Origin of the sequence: Pseudomonas sp. KBS0707, from assembly GCF_005937945.2 — a bacterium.
In the GTDB taxonomy this organism is placed as follows: Bacteria; Pseudomonadota; Gammaproteobacteria; order Pseudomonadales; family Pseudomonadaceae; genus Aquipseudomonas; species Aquipseudomonas amygdali.
Genome location: NZ_CP041754.1, coordinates 132,335 through 151,426 on the forward strand (window position 1 = coordinate 132,335; position 19,092 = coordinate 151,426).

A 19,092-nucleotide genomic window follows, 5' to 3' on the forward strand; every position below is an offset into this window, starting at 1 on the left:
ATGTGTACTACAAGCACGAGGGAATTGACATTGAAGGCTGGGTGTCCAGAAGCATGGTTAAGACAGTCAGAGGGCGGTAGCCTTGATGGGGCGGTAGAGGATCGTAGAATAAGGTTTCGTGATTAGTATTTACACATTCACACGCTAGGACTGACAACGCCAGGGAGTGCCGAGATGGCTTTACCGACAATCGATGAAATCGCCAGATTGGGCCAGACCGAGACGCTGCCAGACATCATCTTCTCGGCCCGCTTTCCTTGCGATTTTAGCGAGCAAGAAACGTTCGCTCGGCTGCTGGCGCAGATGCATAACGATGGCTTGGTCGACTTGCTGGCGCCTCTTGATGAGGCTCTCGTGCAGAAATACCCCGGGTATCGCGGCATCCATGGTGTGCAAATTTTTGAGCGGGTTCTGGGCAAACTCAACGTCCCAGCGCTACACGTCCTGAAAGCGTTCGATGCCATTTACGGCGATACACTGAATTCTTGCGCTGCATCCACCGCTCTGACTGAGTGGTGCCGTGCCTCAGCTTCCAGGCCTGTCGAACTGCTTGCCCTGACTCACCAGAATCCCGGACATGCAGACAGATACCAGACGCTTGCTATTGCTATTCGATGCGGGCTTGCCGTTGACGAAGCTCGGTTCACCCAATGTGCGCTAGGGTACCTTGAGGGCGATAACGAAACGCAGCGGATAGCGGCAATACAGGCGCTCTGCGATTGCTCATTCAAGAATGGAGAGCTTTGGCCTGCCGTTGTCGACGCCATGAATGAGGCGTTGCTGGGGACTGATGCCGAGGGCTTACGCTCGGCTATACTGAAAACTGGCTTGTCGTGGCTGGCCAGCAGCGACAGGCCTCAGTCAGAAGTCGAGCAACTGATCAAATCGGCTTGCGCCCCTGTCTCCGCTCAGATCGCGTACACCGCTGCCTATGCGCTTGCGTTCGATTTACCAGCGCAGGGCCTGCACATCGTTGATCATCTTTATGGCTGCATCCTGAAAGCGCCTTTGACGCCTGAAACGATCGGGCTGCTGGACATTGCGTTGGGCAATAGCGTGAAACGTTGCGGGGGAGAAAGAGCCCGTCCGATCCTGGAGGCCTTGATACTCAGGCCTACAGAACCACAGCAGTTAGGGCACTTTCAAATGTTGGTTCAGTCATTGAGAAAAGCTCCGCAGGAGGTGCTGGACCAGTGGGTGATCTCATGGTTGCGCAGGGGAGATTCCCGACTGTGTCATGAGCTCAAAGAGAGTCTGTTTGAAGCGGGCGTGGAGGGAGTATCAGTTTTTTTGTGTTCGGGCTGGTAAATCGGTCTCCGTACAGGATCGCAAATTGATTCATTGCCACTTTCCAGTCGTGTGCCGCATGACCCCAGTTGGCGGTGATGTTGCGCAACCCAAGCCATATCAGTTTCGTCGCAGCCTCATCGGTCGGGAAGTGCCCTCGAGTCTTGATGATCTTGCGTAACTGGGCATTGATGCTCTCGATGGCATTGGTCGTGTAAACCACTTTGCGAATGCCCGCCGGAAAAACAAAAAACGGTATAACCCGATCCCAGGCGCGACGCCATGCAGCAACTACAGTCGGATACTGCTTGCCCCAGGGGCCCGCTTCAAAGGCGTTAAGCTCTTGCTCAGCCACATCGGCATTGATCGCCTGGTAGATCGGCTTGAGTGCTTTGGCCAGTGCCCGACGTTTATCCCAAGCGGCATAGTCCAAGCTGTTGCGGATCAGATGCACGATGCAGGTTTGCAGCGTCGTGGCAGGAAAAACCGCCCCCAACGCCTCCGGTATTCCTTTGAGGCCATCCGTGACGGCGATCAGAACATCTTCAACGCCACGAGTCTTGAGGTCGTTGAACACCTTCATCCAAAACTTGGCACCCTCGGTGCTCTCGATCCATATACCCAGAATGTCGCGCGTGCCATCAGGTAATACCCCCAGCGCCAGATAAATAGCCTTGTTGCACACTAACCCCTCGTCCCGGATTTTGACCCGTAACGCATCGAAGAAGATCACCGGATACATCGGTTCCAAGGGTCGTTGCTGCCAAGCGCCCACCTCTTCCATGACCGCATCGGTGACTGAGCTGATGAAGTCATGGGACACGTCAGTTCCATACTGCTCAGATAGAAAAGCGCGGATCTCACGCACCGTCATGCCCCGGGCGTACATGGCAATTATCTTGTCGTCGAAGCCTGTAAAACGTCGTTCGTGCTTGGGAATCAGGATCGGGGCGAAGCTACCATCGCGGTCTCTGGGGATATCCAGGCGAAGCGGCCCGTCGTCGGTCAGAACCGTCTTGCTGCTTTTGCCATTGCGCTGATTGGTCGACTCCTCAGGGCGCTCCGCGCCCTGAGGATAACCAAGGTGGTGACCCAGCTCGGCGCCTAGCGCACGCTCGATCAGAGCCTTCTTGAACGCCATGGACGCGTCTTGAATGGCTTCGGCGCTCATCGGGCCTTTAACAAACTGCTCGATCAGCTCTTGGGGAATCGAGGGCAACTCCCTCGCTGTTGCATTGGCGGACTTCTTTTTGGTCGGCATACATGCACCTCTAGCTACATGTTATGCCCGAACACAAAATTTCTGACAGTCTCGGCGTGGATCATGCCTTCTCCACTGATTTCAGCCCAGCAGCCCTCGATGATTGGGAAACGGGATTCGTCGCACGTAAGGCGGTGGCCACCTTCTTTTATCAGCCCGGCACCTTGGCAAGCTTCCTGGCGTCATTGGCACGCTCTACTGCCGGGCAGCGTAGCAGTGAGCTCGCCGCACTGATTTTCGACCCAGTGCTTTTAAACTATCCAAGTCTTGCAGAAAGCAATTTTGATGCGATCGCAGCAGACCCAACCGATCCAGCGAACTGGACTGCAAATGCAGCAGTTAGCCAGTTGAAGCAGTATCTCGACGGACTACAGGCCATGAAGATGCTCCCTGAGCTCAAACCTTCGGAGCGCCAAACCCAATTGGAATCTGAGCGTCAGGCAGAGGTTACTGCTCGGGCAATGCGCGATTCCTGGAAGGATTCACTCATGGCTGACCTCGGTGGAACACAGCGCCTCGTGCTTTACGGTAACGGTATGGTGCAGGACCTGAACAGCATCCGGAGTGCCTACGCCGACGATAGGAATGGCCAGTTCATTACACAGCATCTTGAGAGCATTCATGACTTCCCGTTGCTTTGCGACAGCACCGGTGAGCATCGAGTGAATCTCGTCGATGATCAGCATCCGCACCTTTAATTCACGCATGGTATGAATAACTTGGTATCGCAGAACCAGCTTCGAGTCCGTACGTCGATAAGGCATCCAGAACGTTTCAAGAATCGCAGCATAAAGATCTTTCTCGTCTGCCGAGGGGGGAGCCTGCGCCAAAATGACAGGCCTGACCGCTTCGGAATGCTCATCGATGTAGCCCTCACCGTGATTTTTCACAAAATGACGGACGATTGTGGTTTTACCATTGTTGGAGTCACCGACGATCAACAGGTTAGGCATTCGTGGGCGCTTAGGTGCGTCGAGAAGGGATTCCAGAGTATCTAGGATGTTGTGTGCGGCCTGATAACCAATCCATCTGGGCTCGCCCATGAACCGGATGCGTTCCTTGTCAGACAGCATAAGGACAGGCTTGAAATCGACATGCAGGTGCGAGTAATCAGTCATTGAATATCCCCGATCAGATCAATGTCATCAAGCAACAAGCCGTCTTCAGATGGTGCAGACACTAAGGCAACAGTGGCGACTTTTTGGGGCGCCGCCGGCGTGGAGTTTTTGGAGTGTACCTTGGCTCGTTGAGCAGCTCTGCGTGCGGTCTTGGTATTCACTGCCGCACGCTCCACCAGCTCACGGTTCTCAAGAATCAGTTTTGCTATCAACGCATCATCCACATTGGCTCGACCGTCGCTAACAGCTTTGCGCTTGGCCGCCTTGAACTCCCATAGCGTTGCAGCAGGAAAGGCCTGGTACGCCACAGGAACCCGAAAATACTGTTTCAACACTGGGTCGTAGAACCAAACGACACTGATGTCGCGAGGATCACGCCTGAAAACGAACTTTCGCGCCAGCCCGGTCTCGGGGTCTTTAGTGTTTATCCAGTGCCTCAACGCCTCCGAGTAGTAGAAGACGTCAATCTGGACACCGTACGCCTGTATGGTCCTGCGGAAGGAAGGCATGAAGTCCAGCTGAACAGTGAGGGGATCTGCAGGCCTAGGAGGAATGCTAACCAACGGATTAAGCTCACGATTTCCAAAAAAGCCCAATTGCCACTTACGTGCGGGACTCATGTAGAGGCCGGTATGGAGCTGTTGGTGGTAACGCAGGATTGAGCGCACCAACCACTCCTCAAAATCTTCCATCGTTAGCGCCGCATGCTTAACCGCGTTGGCGGAGCACGTGCTTTTCGGGAATTCGCTTGATACGAGCACGGATCGCAGACGCACCAGGAGGAGTAATGCCTTTGGTTCTCGCTCGCCGCTCGATTTCTCGGATTGTTGATTGAATCGAGGGGCGCTGGATAGTCAGGTAATGCTGATCGATAACCTCTCGAACGAGCTGTTCCGCCTCGTATGAAATCCGGCTGTTGCCCGAGCTCCACCCGCGCTTACGAGGTACCAAGGCCAACACCTCATTCCAATCGCGGTACCGTTCGATCCACCGGTATAGCGTGGTGTAATCCACACCGATCTCTTTAGCGCGCTCTTCAACTCTGGATTTAGGCAGGCTTCACTTCCACCAACATTGGCCGGATGAATTGGCTGGCACTCACGTTACGTTGATGGAAGTAAACAAGGTAATCCGGGGTGTAGATCTGGTCACGACCGGATGTGTCAATGAAGTCGATCTGACAAGGCTGGGCCACCACCGAGAAAACACGGTGGGAAAACCTCATTCGCTTCAGGAAATCACGCTCTAGCAACGACTCGAAGGGCACCCCTCCGGCCCCGCGAAAGGGCATGACTCCCGAGACGCTACGTCGAGTTGGTTTGATGCGTCGAACCTGCTGAATCTGGTTGCAGCTATTTCCGCTCATTTTCGATCCCGTAGCATCTAATTCAAAAATATTTCGCAATTATTTAAGAAACTCAGAACGAAGCTTTAAGGCTCTGAGCGTAGCGGGTTTGCAGCTATTTCGGAAGCCGACAGTGGCAGTCGTCCGCAACCTGGCGAGATCACGTTGGCGCATCACGGCGTTCTATTCCTTGATGAGTTGCCGGAGTTCGACCGCCGCGTGCTGGAGGTTTTGCGTGAGCCGCTGGAGTCCGGGCATATCGTGATTTCCCGGGCGCGGGATCGCGTGCGCTTTCCGGCGCGGTTCCAACTGGTGGCGGCGATGAACCCATGCCCCTGTGGATATCTGGGTGAGCCGACCGGGCGCTGCCGTTGTTCCACCGAGCAGGTGCAGCGCTATCGCAACAAGTTGTCCGGCCCGCTGCTGGACCGGATTGATCTGCACCTGACCGTTGCCCGCGAAGCCACCGCCCTCAACCCCGACCCGACCACCAGTGAGAACACTGCAAGCGCGGCAGCGGTGGTTGCGCAGGCCAGAGAACGGCAGCAACGTCGTCAGGGCTGTGCCAATGCCTTTCTCGACCTACCGGGGCTGCGCGAGCACTGCGCGCTGTCCAGTGTCGATGAACGCTGGCTGGAGACGGCCTGCGAGCGCCTGACTCTCTCATTACGTTCGGCGCATCGACTGCTGAAAGTGGCACGGACGCTGGCGGATCTGGAGCAAGTGGACGCGATCGCTCGTAGCCATCTGGCCGAGGCGTTGCAGTATCGGCCTTCGACCAATTGACCGCCCAAACGCAAAAACTCGCCGTCAACGATCAAGTCGACGGCGAGCCTTTGTGACAGGTACTGCGTTTTACATGCTGCTATAGAACGGGAAGATCCCCATCAGCAGCGCGGCAACCAGGATGCACATGCACACCAGAATCGCCCATTTCAGGGTGAAGCGCTGGTGGTCGCCGAACTCGATACCGGCCAAGGCAACCAGCAGGTAGGTCGATGGCACCAGCGGGCTGAGCAAGTGGACCGGCTGACCGACGATCGAGGCGCGGGCCATTTCAACCGGGCTGATGCCGTAGTGGGCAGCGGCTTCGGACAGCACCGGCAGTACGCCGTAGTAGAACGCGTCGTTGGACATGAAGAAGGTGAACGGCATGCTCACCAGCGCGGTGATCACGGCGAGGTACGGGCCGAGCGCATCCGGGATCACTGCCAGCAGGCTTTTCGACATGGCGTCGACCATGCCGGTGCCGGACAGAATACCGGTGAAGATACCTGCGGCGAAGATCAGGCCGACCACTGCCAGAACGCTACCGGCGTGGGCTGATACGCGGTCCTTCTGGTCCTGCAGGTTCGGGTAGTTGATGATCATCGCGATACTGAACGCGATCATGAACAGTACCGGCAGCGGCAGCAGGCCCATGATCAGGGCAACCATCAGTGCGAAGGTCAGCGCGCCGTTGAACCAGATCAGCTTTGGACGACGTGCATCCGGGAATTGCGAGACGCTGATTTCGCTGTGATCGACTTCATCACCCTTAAGGTGCAGTTCACCCAGACGAGCGCGTTCGCGTTTGCCGTAGAAGTAGGCAATTGCCAGGATCGCAACCACGCCAGCCAGCATTGCCGGGATCATCGGTACGAAAATGTCGGATGCATCGACATGCAGGGCACTGGCCGCACGAGCGGTCGGGCCACCCCACGGAGTCATGTTCATCACGCCACCCGCCAGAATGATCAGGCCGGCCATGATGCGCGGGCTCATGCCGACGCGGCTGTACAGCGGCAGCATGGCGGCGACGCAGATCATGTAGGTGGTCGCGCCGTCACCGTCGAGGGACACCACCAGCGCCAGCACGGCGGTGCCGACCGAAATGCGCATCGGGTCGCCCTTGACCATTTTCAGGATCTTGCGCACGGCCGGGTCGAACAGGCCGGAGTCGATCATCAGCGCAAAATAAAGGATGGCGAACATCAGCATCACGCCGGTTGGCGCCAGCTTGGTGATACCTGCCAGCATCATCGGGCCGATCTGGGCCGCGAAGCCACCGAACAGGGCGAAGATGATTGGAACCAGAATCAGGGCGATCAGCGCAGTCAGGCGCTTGCTCATGATCAGGTACATGAACGCAATAACCATGGCAAAGCCAAGGAAAGTCAGCATGGGAATACTCCAGACGTAATACGGCTACAGAACGTGAAATGAACGAGTCAGCTCAGCAGATCGGTACGTGGAGTGGAGGCGCAAGGAGGGTGTGGAACGAGAAGTCAGCAAGCATCGGAATCACCATTATTGTTGTTAATTGGGCCTGAAACACGTTGGAATCCGTTCCTGGCTAGCCGGTCTTTTTGCCGGAAGTGAGGCGATGCTAATTGGCCAAGCTTTCACCGCCCTTTCAATCAGCTATTGTGGAAATTTTATTGTCACACGGATTATGGGCATGAAGGAGAAGCATGGATGAGCGAGATACACTCGGGTGGCTGCCATTGCGGCGGGCTGCGTTACCAGTTCGATGCGCCGTTGCGGGACATCGCTCACTGTCATTGCTCCATCTGTCGACGCACCTCGGGTGCAACGGTTGTAACCTGGATAAGTGTGCCGCTGGCTTCGTTCACGTGGCTGACAGGCAGCCCCTGTGCGTATGACTCCTCACCCAGCTGCGTACGCTATTTCTGCGGCAAGTGCGGCGCTCACCTGGCGTTGTTCACGCGCAACAGCCCGGACGAGATCGACGTCACCATTGCGACACTTGACCAACCGGAGCTGGCAACGCCCTCACGACACATCTGGATAGAGAACCGGCTTCCCTGGCTACGCCTGGATGAGCACCTGCCAGGGGTAGAGGGCGAGCCTTTCTGAGCTTTGAGGAGGTAAATAGTGCCTGAGTCAGAGCCTTAGGCACTGTTCGCACATTACATCAGCGCATTACTTGCTGAACTGCGAAGCCAGTTCGCGCAGAAGTACCTCGGCCTCCAGCACTTTTTTCACTGACTCGTTGGCTTTTTCGCGGGACAGGCCCAAGCGTTCGAACAACTCGTCAGGAATCTCCTGCTCTGGCCCGGCACCAATGCCGTTCACCCGCAACAGACGTACGGCCAGATAAACCAGGTTGGCGTAGACGTGATGTTCGCCCTTGTAGTGCGGGTCGTGCTGGAAGCGCAGCGCGATGGCGAGTTCATCCGGCATGTCCCAATAGCGCATCAGCCAGGCACCGATCTGCTCGCGGCTGATACCCAGCAAATGCTGCTCAATAAAGCTGTGGTGCAGGTGCGGGTTAACTTCCAGCTGGCGGCAAATCAGGGTGAAGTGTGGCGGAAATACATGGGCCAGCAGCAGGTAGCCGAAGTTGTGCAGCAAACCGGCGAGGTAGCTCAAGCCAGCTTCCGGGCGACTGGCGCGGGGAATGGCGCGGGTCAGGCCTTCGATCACTGCAGCGGTGTAGATCGATTGCTGCCAATACGGCGTGGTCTGTTGCGGCTGGTCCTTGGGCAGACTCAGGGTTTTTCCCAGCGCGAGGCCCAGCGCCAGATTGATCACCAGATCAAAGCCCAGCACGCGGACGATTGCATCTTCTACCGAGCGGATCTTGCCGGTCGACGCGTAATAGGGCGATGCCGCCCAGCTCACGACCTGTGCCGCCAGCGCAGGGTCGGTTTCGACTACGCCGGTGATGTCATCGATGGTCGCATCGGGGTCGACCCGCAGCTTGATGATTTTCTGTGCAGTTCCGGCCAGTGGTGGTATTTCCAGGGTCGCTTCCAGACGCTGCTGGATGCGACGCGCCGTGAAAACATGCATGGCCTGGGTGATTTCTGCCGGATCGTCGTCAGGACGATCCAGGTTCGGACGAATGGCTGCGACCGACTGGCCGAAGTGCGCGGCACTGGCCTTGCTCAGCATGCCTTTGAAGTCGTCACTGCTGATTTCCAGCAACAGGCCCTTTTCGCCCGAGCCCACCAGCAGTGTCGGCTCTTGCAGCAGGCGATCATCGTAAAGGCACGGTGAGCTGGTCAGTGCTGGGAGCCCCGGCAGCACTTGCAGGTTGTGCTTGGTGAGCATGCGTTGCAAGCGATCATGCGGCACAGCGGTCAACTGGCGCCCGGTCAGCTCGGTGATTCGGCTGAGGTCGAGCAACTGGCTCTGCGGGAACAGGATAAGCAGCGCACCGACAGCGTCCTCGACCAGCACAGCCTGAACCTTGCGCGCCGGGGGCAAGCTTTTGTTGTCCATGACTTCGTTGTAGCTGATAGCCAATTTTTCAAGCAACTGCCGGATTACCGACGGCGCATGCTGCGGATCATTGACGTGGGCGACTTCTGTCATGAGCTATGTCCAAATTCCTACATTTTTTGAAGTATAATCACGTTATTCGTTTTCGGTCGCACGTGGTGTTCAAAGCGTAGCGTGCATCACACCTGGCCATACTGCTGGCCATGACGCAGCCATCTGTCGAGCAGTGGGCTGACATGTTGGGGCCAGCGCTCCAACAGGGCCTGAGCCGCGTCGCGTACGGCCGGTAGCAGGTCTGCGTCACGCATAAGGTCGGCGACCTTGAATTGCAGAAGGCCCGTTTGTCGGGTTCCCAGCATTTCACCGGGACCACGCAGTTCAAGGTCCTTTTCGGCGATGACAAAGCCGTCGTTGGTTTCGCGCATGATGCCCAGCCGCTGCCGTCCGATCTGTGAAAGCGGCGGGTGGTAGAGCAGCACACAATGGCTGACCGCACTGCCGCGACCGACGCGCCCGCGCAACTGGTGCAATTGAGCCAGACCGAGGCGCTCGGGGTTTTCGATGATCATCAGGCTGGAGTTCGGCACGTCGACCCCAACTTCGATCACTGTAGTTGCCACCAGCAATTGCAGCGCACCCTGCTTGAATTCGGCCATGATCGCGGCCTTTTCTGCGGGCTTCATGCGCCCGTGTATCAACCCGACGCGAACCTCACCCAGGGCACTGCTCAGTTCTTCGTAGGTGGTTTCAGCCGCTTTGCAGGTCAGCTCTTCGGATTCTTCGATCAGCGTGCACACCCAATAGGCCTGGCGACCTTCGGCGCAAGCTGCGCGCACACGCTCCACGACTTCCAGACGGCGACTGTCGGCAACCAGCACGGTATTGACCGGTGTCCTTCCGGGCGGTAGTTCGTCCAGAATCGACGTGTCCAGATCGGCGTAGGCGCTCATCGCCAGCGTGCGTGGAATCGGTGTGGCGGTCATGATCAATTGATGCGGACACATCAGGCCGCCGACGCCCTTTTTACGCAGCGCCAAACGTTGCTGAACACCGAACCGGTGCTGCTCGTCGATGATCACCAGCGCGAGGTTCTTGAACTGCACTTCGTCCTGAAACAGCGCATGGGTGCCCACTACCATAGGGGTGCCACTGGCGATCTGCTCCAGGGACGTCGCGCGCGCCTTGCCCTTGAGCTTGCCCGCCAGCCAGGCCACGCCAACGCCCAGCGGCTCTAACCAGCGCTGGAAGTTGATGTAGTGCTGCTCGGCGAGAATCTCGGTGGGGGCCATCAGCGCCACTTGATAACCTGCTTCCAGCGCTTGCAAGGCAGCCAGAGCGGCGACCACGGTCTTGCCCGAACCAACGTCACCCTGGATCAACCGCAGCATCGGCTCAGGCTGGCTCAGGTCGTAGGCGACTTCCTTGCCGACCCGCTGCTGGGCACCCGTGGGCGCGAAGCCGAGGTTGGCGAGAAATTGTTTCGGCAGTTTTTTCGCAACAGGCAACGCCGGTGCGCGCTGTGAGCGCAGACTTTCGCGCAGGCGCTGCTGGTAAAGCTGGTGGGTAAGCAATTCCTCGAAAGCCAGCCGGTGCTGCGCCCAGTGATGCCCGAGGGCCAGTTCCTCCACATCGGCATCGGCGGGCGGGTGATGCAGATAGCGGATCGCATCATCCAGAGGGGCCAGCTGATAGTCGCGGGCCAGCTCATCCGGCAGCCAGTCCGGCAGGCTTTTGGGGCCGAGCATCGCCAGGCTTTGCTGACATAGCTGACGCAGGCGCTGCTGGGTAAGGCCTTCAGTCGTGGGATAGATCGGCGTGAGGGTCTGTTCAACGGGCGCGGGCTCATCACCGGTGATCGCCCGATATTCCGGGTGATAGATTTCCAGGCCGGAAGCACCGGGACGCGCTTCGCCGAAGCAACGCAGGTGCGTGCCACGCTTCATGCTTTCTTTCTGCGCGTTGCTGAAGTGGTAGAAGCGCAGGCTGACGACACCTGTGCCGTCGCCAAGCCTTATCAGCAAGCTGCGACGCTTGCCCATTACCACATCGGCACCGCTGACCACGCCTTCGATCACGGCATCCTGGCCGGGACGCAATGCACCAATCGGTACGACGCGGGTCCGGTCCTGGTAACGCAACGGCAGATGGAACAGCACGTCCTGCAGGGTTTCCAGCCCGACCCTGGCCAGCTTTTCTGCCATCGCTTCACCGACGCCCTTGAGCGCCGTGACCGAGACCCTGGAAAGCTCGCTCATTTCTTTTCTGCCTAACTTGCGACTGTTTTCGGACGTGCCACCGAGCACAGGCGAGCAGAGTCAGCGAGAATTTCGATGGCTTTGGGTCTCGGGAAGCTTGCGCGCCAGGCGATGGCGACCGTGCGGAAAGGCACAGGCGGCGTCAGCGGGCGGACTTCGATCACGCCGGGCGCGTAGTGGTGGCTGTCAACGGCCGAAAGCGGCAGGATCGAAATACCCAGCCCGGAAGCGACCATGTGCCGAATGGTTTCCAGCGAGCTGGATTCTACTGTCGTGTGCTTGGCGCCTTCATTGCCTTTGCCCAGGGTAGGGCAGGCTTCCAGAACCTGATCACGGAAGCAGTGACCTTCGCCCAGCAGTAACAGGCTCTTGTCGTTGAGTGCCGAGGCGTCGATGGTCTCTTTCTGAGTCCATGGGTGATCGGCCGGCATCAGGACGGAGAACGGCTCGTCGTAAAGTGGCAGGGTCAGCACGTCGGCTTCATTGAACGGCAAGGCAATGATGACGGCATCCAGCTCACCGTTGCGCAGCTTGTCGCGCAGCACATGCGTGAAGTTTTCTTCGATGTACAACGGCATCTGCGGCGCAACCCGGTGCAGTTGTGGAATCAGGTGAGGGAACAGGTAAGGGCCGACGGTATAAATAGCGCCGACTTTCAGCGGCGCGGTCAGCTGATTCTTGCCTGCCTGGGCCAGCTCACGAATACCTTGAGCCTGCTCCAGCACTTTCTGCGCTTGCGCAACGATGCCTTCACCGACCGGTGTCAGGCGCACGGCGCTCTTGCTGCGCTCGAAAATGAGCACACCGAGTTCGTCTTCTAGTTTCTTGACGCCCACCGACAGCGTTGGCTGGCTGACGTGGCAGCGCTCAGCCGCATGGCCAAAGTGCTGCTCTTGGGCAAGCGTGACGATGTAGCGTAATTCTGTAAGAGTCATAACGTGCGTCCATGAAGTTGCGACCCCAGCATAGCGGGTGCGATCGATAGACGCACGTTATCAGAAGCACTCACAAGTAACAAAAGTACAATTCAGCGTTTATCCAGTGAATAAACGAACGGTGCGAGGATTTCAATGGTGCCGTTGTTGAGGATTTCCTTGGGCGGCTTGGGCAGTGGCTGAGCGCGACGGATCATTTCCATGGTCGCTCGATCCAGCGCCGGGCTGCCTGAACTGTTGGCAATCGAGTAAGACAGCACGTTGCCGTCAGCATCGACAACGAAGCGCAGGCGTGCAACACCCTGCATGCCACGACGACGCGCATCCTCGGGATACTTCTTGTACTTGCTCAGATGACTTAACAGGTCACCCTGCCAGCTTGGCAGCGCATTGCTGGGCGGCGCAGGCGCAGGAGCGGGCTTCGGAGCAGCTGCTTTTTCCGGTTTGGCAGTCGTAGGCGGCGTGTCGACCGGTTTTTCGTCAGCAGGTTTTTCCTGAGGTGGCTCAGGCTTCTTCTGCGGCTTTGGCGGCTGCGGTTTTGGCTTGGGCTTTTCAACCTTTTTGGGCACCACGATTTCCGGCTTCGGCGCTTGCGCGACTTCCGGCATGGGCTCTGGTTCTTCAGGGGCTGGCGGCGGAGGTGGCTGAACGACTTTTGGTGGTGGCGGCGGTGCGGGCTCAGGCAGAGGCGCAAGCTCGACCATCATGGCCGCTGGCGGTAGCTCAATCGCCTGAGAGGCGGGCCAGCGAACGGCGATGATAATCGCGATAGCGTGCACGGCCAGCACCAACAACAGACTACCGCTATAGCGCGTCAGTTTTTGGCGCGTACTGATCATTTCTTACCAGCCGTCTGAAGACCCACCAGACCAACCTTGAGGTAACCCGCACCCCGAAGCGTGTTCATGACTTCCATCAGATCGCCGTAATCCACGCCCTTGTCGGCCTGGAAGAAGATCGTGGTGTCCTTCTTGCCTTTGGTCCGGGCGTCCAGCACCTGACCGATCTGCTCGCGGGCAACCTTCTCTTCACCCAGATACAGGCTCTTGTCGGTCTTGACGCTGAGGAAGATCGGCTTCTCGGGCCTGGGCTGTGGCGTGGCAGTGGATGCCGGCAGGTCGACCTTGATGTCCACGGTCGCCAACGGTGCAGCCACCATGAAGATGATCAGCAGCACCAGCATGACGTCGATGAACGGCGTCACGTTGATTTCATGGTTCTCGGCGAGATCATCGCCGCCTTCGTTAAGATGCAGGCCCACGTGTTAGCCCACCTTGACCATGTGCGGTTGTTGTTGATTGCGCTCGGTCGGTTCTGGCAGATGATCCAGGTCGCGGCTGACCAGCAGCAGAACGTGGGCCGAAGCATCTGAAACCTGAGCCTTGTAACCGGCGATGGAGCGGGCGAACACGTTGTAGATCACTACCGCAGGAATTGCGGCAACCAGACCCAGTGCCGTGGCCAGCAGGGCCTCGGCGATACCCGGTGCCACGACAGCGAGGTTGGTGGTCTGGGTCTTGGCGATGCCGATGAAGCTGTTCATGATGCCCCATACCGTACCGAACAAACCCACGAACGGTGCGGTAGAGCCGATGGTCGCCAGTACGCCGGTTCCCATGCTCATGTTGCGGCCGCAGGCTGCGACCAGGCGCTCAAGGCGGAAGCTGACACGCTCCTTGATCCCTTCGCGCTCACGGCTGTTGGCCGACAGGCGCATCTCTTCAAGAGCGTCATGCACCAGCAGGTGGGCGAGGGTGCCTTCCTTGCTGGCGGTCGAGCTCGCTTCGTTCAGGGAGCGGGCTTTTTTCAGGTTGACGATTTCACCACGCAACCGGCGCTTGGCACCCAGCAGTTCGAAACCCTTGGAGATCCAGATGGTCCACGTAATGATCGATGCGATGGCCAGACCGATCATGACCGCTTTGACCACGACTTCGGCGTTCTGGTACATGCCCCATGGCGACAGGTCATGGGCCATGCCCAGGCTGTTGTCTTCGGCTGCAGGCTCCATGGCCTGCACCGGGGCAGCGGCATCAGGCACGACAGGAGCTGTCGCCGCAGGTGCGGCAGAGGCTGCAGTCGGTGCCGATTGATCTGCAAGGGCCATAGGTACGAACATCAGGCTCAAGACGAGGGCTGCGACACCGCGCCATGCACGAGGCAGGCGAGGCATCCGGGTAGGCGAAGCGATTGATTGAATGCGTGTCATGCTGGCCGGACCTGAGAGAAAAATAGGGGATGGTTCCAGTGCGTCGTTCAGTGCTTTCGACGCTCACAGGGAACAAATGGGCTGCCATTATTGCAAATCGTTCTTGTTAACAAAAGTAATACAGTATCTTTTTTACATATTCGCCCGAAATTTCGCCTGCCGATGATCATTTTGTACGGCGCTGACACCACCTGTTATGGAGATACCGAATGACTGCCCCTTCGCTTCTAATCGCCGGCTGTGGCGACATCGGTTCGCGACTCGCTACCCGCCTGCTGCCTCACGGCTGGACCGTGCATGGGCTACGGCGCACTGTTTCCGAGCTGCCTGCCGGTGTTCACGGTGTGGCGGGCGATTTGTTCGATACCCGCAAGCCTGCCCTGTGGCCCGCTGCGGCACTGGACTATGTGGTGTATTGCGCAACTCCTTCGAAACGTGACGAGGCGGGTTACCGGATGGCCTATGTCGAGGGCTTGCGCAATGTATTGAGTTGGCTTGAGCAGACCGGGCAGCGTCCAAAGCGGTTGATCTTTGTCTCAAGCAGCGGTGTGTACGGTCAGCAGAACGGGGAGTGGGTTGATGAAGACTCCATCACCGAACCGGCCAACTACACCGGTACTGTGATGCTGGAAGCCGAGCAGCTCGCGCTGAACAGCGGACTGCCAGCCACGGCGGTGAGGCTGACCGGTATCTACGGACCCGGACGCAGTGACCTGTCGAACCGTGTGCGTCAGGGGCACAGTGTCAGAATTGATCCGCCGGTCTATGCCAATCGCATTCATGCCGACGATGCCGCCAGTTTGCTGGAGCATCTGCTGCAGGCGGATCAACGAGGTGTGGCACTGGAGAGTTGCTATCTGGGCGTTGACGACGATCCGGCCGCGCTGGCCGATGTGGTGGCGTGGATACGTGAATATCTGGGGGTGACCGAATGGTCGGAGGAGGTCAGCGTGCAGCGCGTGGGCAGCAAGCGTTGCAGCAATGCCAGGGCGCGCGCACTGGGATGGACGCCAATGTACCCGGATTATCGGGCTGGCTATGCGGCTTTGTTGGGGTAGAAACGTCGCAGTCAGGAGCGCCTTGAAGGGCGCTCCCGAGGCTTGAGTTGCTTACTGCTGTTCGAGCAACCAGCGACGTGGGCCTGGACGCAGCTCGGGCATCTGGTCAGCACCGGCATTGTTCATAGCCTGGAATATCTCCAGCTGCTTGCCTTTGCGAGCAAAGATCCACGGGTTGCCTTTTTCGGCTTTCTCCAGCCACATGCTGTCGTATTCGCCGCTCATGGCTGCGCAATCGCCCGCCAGGCATAGTGCGTAGCGATCGTTTTCGGGAAGCCCCTGCACACTGCCGTCAGGCATGAATTGCACGGTGCTGCCTTGGCCGTCGCCTTCTACGATGGTCCATTTGCCGCCCATGTAGGCACCATACAAGGCTTTCTCGAAACTGGTGCCAGGCTGAGCGCCTTCCGGTGCAGGGTTCTCGGGCTTCTGGAAATGCTGCTCAGGACCTGACTCGCTGGCAGCTTGAACCAGCTCATCACCTTTCACGCTCAGGTCTTCGAAGAAGTTGCCGTAGAAGTCGATGTGCAGCTTGCCTTCAGCGGCGCTGACAATCTTGCCTTCACCCAGCTCGAAACCGTTGGAATAGATGGCCTGATTGGCTTTGGAGTTGATTTTCCACTCCAGATTGGGGCTGTTGGCGAGCAGTGCCTGACGCAGGTTGCCTTGTTTGACGGCGGCGTCGATGGCGGTCTGGTTGATCCAGGTGCCGTCCGGATTGCGGTCGGCGTGGCTGGCGCAGCCGCCCAGAATGACGGCGAGCAGCGAGATGGCGAGCGCGGAGCGCATAACGGATTCCTTCCTTCAGGGAGAACGGAGCGCAAGGCACGCTCCGTCGGGGGATTATTCGATGACGAGAATCGCGTCCATTTCAACCTGAGCGCCGCGCGGCAATGCCGCAACGCCGATGGCTGCGCGAGCCGGATAAGGCTGGGTGAAATAGGTACCCATGATCTCGTTGACCTTGGCGAAGTGGCCCAGATCGGTCAGAAAGATGTTCAGTTTGACGATGTCCTTGAAGGATCCGCCCGCCGCTTCGGCAACAGACTTCAGGTTTTCGAAGACTTGGGTAATCTGTGCTTCGATGCCTTCGACCAGCTCCATGCTGCTCGGGTCCAGCGGGATCTGTCCGGACATGTAGACGGTATTGCCAGCTTTAATGGCCTGAGAGTACGGGCCGATGGCCGCAGGGGCTTTATCGCTGGTGATGACAGTCTTGGTCATGAGAACTCCTGATGATGGGATGGACTACGCGCGCATCCGGGTGATGCGTGTGACACCGGTCAGGGCGCGCAGTTTCTTGATCACACGAGCCAGATGCACACGGTCGTGCACGCTGACCACCAGTTGGACCACGCTGATGCGACCATCGCGTTCGTCCATGCTGATTTTTTCGATATTGCCGTCGGCCGCGTTGACGCTGCTGGCCAGCAGGGCGATCAGGCCGCGCTGATGTTCGAGTTCGACACGCAATTCGACGTTGAATTCGCCGGTGACATCCTTGGCCCAGGACAACTGGATGCATTTTTCCGGGTTGTGACGGATTTCACTGATGTTGCGACAGTTATCCAGATGCACAACCATGCCCTTGCCTGCAGACAGGTGGCCGACAATAGGGTCGCCAGGGATTGGCGTGCAGCATTTGGCGTAGCTGAGCACCAGGCCTTCGGTACCACGAATCGCCAGCGGACCTTCAGGGCTTGGCAACTGCTCGCCCTCGCCCAGCAGGCGGCGAGCGACGACATAGGCCATGCGATTGCCCAGCCCGATGTCTTCGAGCAGGTCTTCCAGTACTTCAACCCGGTATTCGTTGAGCACCAGTTGAATGCGTTCCTGGGTGATCTTGTCGAGGCTGCATTCAAAGCCGTTGAGCACCTTGTTCAGCAGGCGCTCGCCGAGGTTGATCGACTCGGAGCGGCGTTGCAGCTTGAGCGCGTGACGAATATGCGTACGCGCCTTGCCGGTGACTACGAAGTTCAGCCATGCCGGGTTCGGACGTGCGCCGGGCGCACTGACAATCTCGACCGTCGAGCCACTTTGCAGCGGTTCGGAAAGCGGTGCCAAGCGGCGGTTGATCCGGCAGGCAATGCAGCTGTTGCCGACGTCGGTGTGTACCGCATAGGCGAAATCCACCGCCGTGGAGCCTTTGGGCAGCTCCATGATCCGGCCTTTGGGGGTGAAAACGTAGACTTCGTCCGGGAACAGGTCGATCTTGACGCTTTCAATGAACTCCAGAGAGTTGCCCGCACGCTGCTGCATTTCCAGCACACCCTTGACCCACTGCCGGGCACGGGCATGAGTGCCTTTTGGCTGCTCGTCGTCGCTGGATTTGTACAGCCAGTGTGCAGCGATGCCGTTGTTGGCCATCTCTTCCATTTCGCGGGTGCGAATCTGGATTTCGATCGGCACGCCATGCATACCGAACAAGGTCGTATGCAGGGACTGGTAGCCGTTGGCCTTGGGGATCGCGATGTAGTCCTTGAAGCGGCCGGGCAGCGGCTTGTACAAATTATGTACAGCGCCCAGTACGCGATAACAGGTATCGACCTTGTCGACGATGATGCGGAATGCGTAGACATCCATGATCTCGTTGAAGGCGCGACGCTTGCCGCGCATCTTCTTGTAGATGCCATAAAGATGCTTTTGCCGCCCGCTCACGTCGCCTTCGATGCCGTCAACGGCCAGGCAATGACTGAGGGATTCTTCGATCTTGTTGACCAGTTCCTTGCGATTGCCCCTGGCGCGCTTGACCGCCTGGTTGATGCGCGAGGAGCGCATCGGGTACATCGCCTTGAAACCGAGGTCTTCGAATTCGATGCGCACACTGTGCATACCCAATCGATTGGCGATGGGTGCATAGATTTCGAGGGTTTCCTTGGCGATGCGCCGACGCTTTTCGCCCGACAGCACTTCCAGCGTGCGCATGTTGTGCAGGCGATCGGCGAGTTTGACCAGGATCACGCGAATGTCGCGCGCCATGGCCATGGCCATTTTCTGGAAGTTCTCCGCCTGTGCTTCGGCCTTGGTCTCGAAGTTCATCTGGGTCAGTTTGCTGACCCCGTCGACCAGTTCCGCGACAGTCTCGCCAAACTGCGCGCTGAGCGCTTCCTTGGCAATCCCGGTGTCTTCGATGACGTCATGCAGCATCGCAGCCATCAGGCTCTGATGGTCCATGTGCATGTCGGCAAGAATGTTCGCCACCGCAAGAGGATGCGTGACGTAGGCTTCACCACTGCGACGGCGTTGGCCATCGTGGGCTTGTTCGGCATAGAAATACGCTCGGCGCACCAGGTTGACCTGGTCCTTGCCGAGGTAGGCCGACAGTCTTTCGGCGAGGGCGTCTATGCTCGGCAAGGCGCTACCCCTTGCCAATGGCTTTTACCCTGCGCCGTAC

Annotated in this window: 17 protein-coding genes and 2 pseudogenes; 4 read left to right on the forward strand and 15 right to left on the reverse strand. The window is 58.2% G+C overall.

Features of this window, described 5'->3' with window-relative positions; genetic code table 11:
• Positions 1–174 precede the first annotated feature (174 nt).
• A complete protein-coding gene (locus FFH21_RS00640) occupies positions 175–1,308 on the forward strand; it encodes a hypothetical protein (RefSeq protein ID WP_054088566.1) in 1,134 nt (377 codons plus the stop codon).
• On the opposite strand, the gene FFH21_RS00645 is transcribed toward FFH21_RS00640, so the two are convergent.
• The 5 genes and pseudogenes from FFH21_RS00645 to FFH21_RS00660 all read right to left on the reverse strand — a co-directional run bounded on the left by FFH21_RS00645 (position 1,244) and on the right by FFH21_RS00660 (position 5,032).
• Positions 1,244–2,548: an IS256-like element ISPsy17 family transposase gene (locus FFH21_RS00645; RefSeq protein ID WP_138858498.1), complete on the reverse strand. Its 1,305-nt coding sequence runs from the start codon at positions 2,546–2,548 to the stop codon at positions 1,244–1,246. The two genes, FFH21_RS00640 and FFH21_RS00645, sit on opposite strands and share 65 nt — an antisense overlap.
• Before the next feature lie 539 nt (positions 2,549–3,087).
• Positions 3,088–3,666 (reverse strand): annotated as a pseudogene (locus tag FFH21_RS00650) (TniB family NTP-binding protein); the annotation flags it as partial.
• Complete coding sequence (locus tag FFH21_RS00655; protein WP_050772244.1) at positions 3,663–4,358, reverse strand: Mu transposase C-terminal domain-containing protein; 696 nt, start codon at positions 4,356–4,358, stop codon at positions 3,663–3,665. The pseudogene FFH21_RS00650 and the gene FFH21_RS00655, both read right to left, overlap by 4 nt.
• Positions 4,359–4,374: 16 nt before the next feature.
• On the reverse strand, positions 4,375–4,680 hold the full coding sequence (locus tag FFH21_RS30400) for a DNA-binding domain-containing protein (RefSeq protein ID WP_050772245.1): 306 nt from the start codon (positions 4,678–4,680) through the stop codon (positions 4,375–4,377).
• A gap of 34 nt (positions 4,681–4,714) precedes the next feature.
• Entirely contained in the window at positions 4,715–5,032 is a 318-nt protein-coding gene (locus FFH21_RS00660) for a hypothetical protein (RefSeq protein ID WP_178114223.1), read from the reverse strand.
• A gap of 114 nt (positions 5,033–5,146) precedes the next feature.
• Here FFH21_RS00660 and FFH21_RS00665 point away from each other — a divergent pair.
• Positions 5,147–5,797: pseudogene (locus tag FFH21_RS00665) on the forward strand (ATP-binding protein); the annotation flags it as partial.
• 69 nt (positions 5,798–5,866) lie between these two features.
• Here FFH21_RS00665 and FFH21_RS00670 read toward each other — a convergent pair.
• Positions 5,867–7,174 carry a CitMHS family transporter gene (locus FFH21_RS00670; protein WP_004655389.1) on the reverse strand — a complete coding sequence of 436 codons (1,308 nt, stop codon included), beginning with the start codon at positions 7,172–7,174 and terminating at the stop codon, positions 5,867–5,869.
• Between the two features lie 294 nt (positions 7,175–7,468).
• Here FFH21_RS00670 and FFH21_RS00675 point away from each other — a divergent pair, with 294 nt between their 5' ends.
• The gene (locus tag FFH21_RS00675) at positions 7,469–7,870 is read left to right on the forward strand and encodes a GFA family protein (protein WP_004655387.1); all 402 of its coding nucleotides are present in this window, start codon (positions 7,469–7,471) and stop codon (positions 7,868–7,870) included.
• Between the two features lie 66 nt (positions 7,871–7,936).
• On the opposite strand, the gene FFH21_RS00680 is transcribed toward FFH21_RS00675, so the two are convergent.
• The 6 genes from FFH21_RS00680 to exbB form a co-directional block, all read right to left on the reverse strand.
• Positions 7,937–9,334: an aminoacyl-tRNA deacylase and HDOD domain-containing protein gene (locus FFH21_RS00680; protein ID WP_002551491.1), complete on the reverse strand. Its 1,398-nt coding sequence runs from the start codon at positions 9,332–9,334 to the stop codon at positions 7,937–7,939.
• Positions 9,335–9,420: 86 nt separating this feature from the next.
• The gene (recG, locus tag FFH21_RS00685; protein WP_054073167.1) at positions 9,421–11,496 is read right to left on the reverse strand and encodes an ATP-dependent DNA helicase RecG; all 2,076 of its coding nucleotides are present in this window, start codon (positions 11,494–11,496) and stop codon (positions 9,421–9,423) included.
• 11 nt (positions 11,497–11,507) lie between these two features.
• Positions 11,508–12,431 (reverse strand): hydrogen peroxide-inducible genes activator, encoded by a 924-nt coding sequence (locus FFH21_RS00690; RefSeq protein ID WP_002551493.1) that lies wholly within the window; start codon positions 12,429–12,431, stop codon positions 11,508–11,510.
• Positions 12,432–12,523: 92 nt separating this feature from the next.
• On the reverse strand, positions 12,524–13,270 hold the full coding sequence (locus FFH21_RS00695) for an energy transducer TonB (protein ID WP_004655381.1): 747 nt from the start codon (positions 13,268–13,270) through the stop codon (positions 12,524–12,526).
• Complete coding sequence (gene exbD, locus FFH21_RS00700) at positions 13,267–13,692, reverse strand: TonB system transport protein ExbD (RefSeq protein WP_004666562.1); 426 nt, start codon at positions 13,690–13,692, stop codon at positions 13,267–13,269. The genes FFH21_RS00695 and exbD overlap by 4 nt, the downstream gene beginning before the upstream one ends.
• 3 nt (positions 13,693–13,695) lie before the next feature.
• Positions 13,696–14,640, reverse strand: a complete 945-nt coding sequence (gene exbB / locus FFH21_RS00705) for a tonB-system energizer ExbB (RefSeq protein ID WP_011167381.1) — start codon at positions 14,638–14,640, stop codon at positions 13,696–13,698.
• A 209-nt stretch (positions 14,641–14,849) separates the two neighbouring features.
• Between exbB and FFH21_RS00710 the strand changes: the two genes are divergently transcribed.
• Positions 14,850–15,698: an SDR family oxidoreductase gene (locus FFH21_RS00710; RefSeq protein WP_011167382.1), complete on the forward strand. Its 849-nt coding sequence runs from the start codon at positions 14,850–14,852 to the stop codon at positions 15,696–15,698.
• A 51-nt stretch (positions 15,699–15,749) separates the two neighbouring features.
• Here FFH21_RS00710 and FFH21_RS00715 read toward each other — a convergent pair whose 3' ends face one another.
• From FFH21_RS00715 to spoT, 3 genes are read right to left on the reverse strand one after another with little or no spacing between them, the layout of a single operon-like run.
• On the reverse strand, positions 15,750–16,487 hold the full coding sequence (locus tag FFH21_RS00715) for a hypothetical protein (protein ID WP_011167383.1): 738 nt from the start codon (positions 16,485–16,487) through the stop codon (positions 15,750–15,752).
• 54 nt (positions 16,488–16,541) lie between these two features.
• Positions 16,542–16,922 (reverse strand): RidA family protein, encoded by a 381-nt coding sequence (locus FFH21_RS00720; protein ID WP_004655371.1) that lies wholly within the window; start codon positions 16,920–16,922, stop codon positions 16,542–16,544.
• 24 nt (positions 16,923–16,946) lie between these two features.
• Positions 16,947–19,052, reverse strand: a complete 2,106-nt coding sequence (gene spoT, locus FFH21_RS00725) for a bifunctional GTP diphosphokinase/guanosine-3',5'-bis pyrophosphate 3'-pyrophosphohydrolase (protein WP_004655368.1) — start codon at positions 19,050–19,052, stop codon at positions 16,947–16,949.
• Positions 19,053–19,092: the final 40 nt, after the last annotated feature.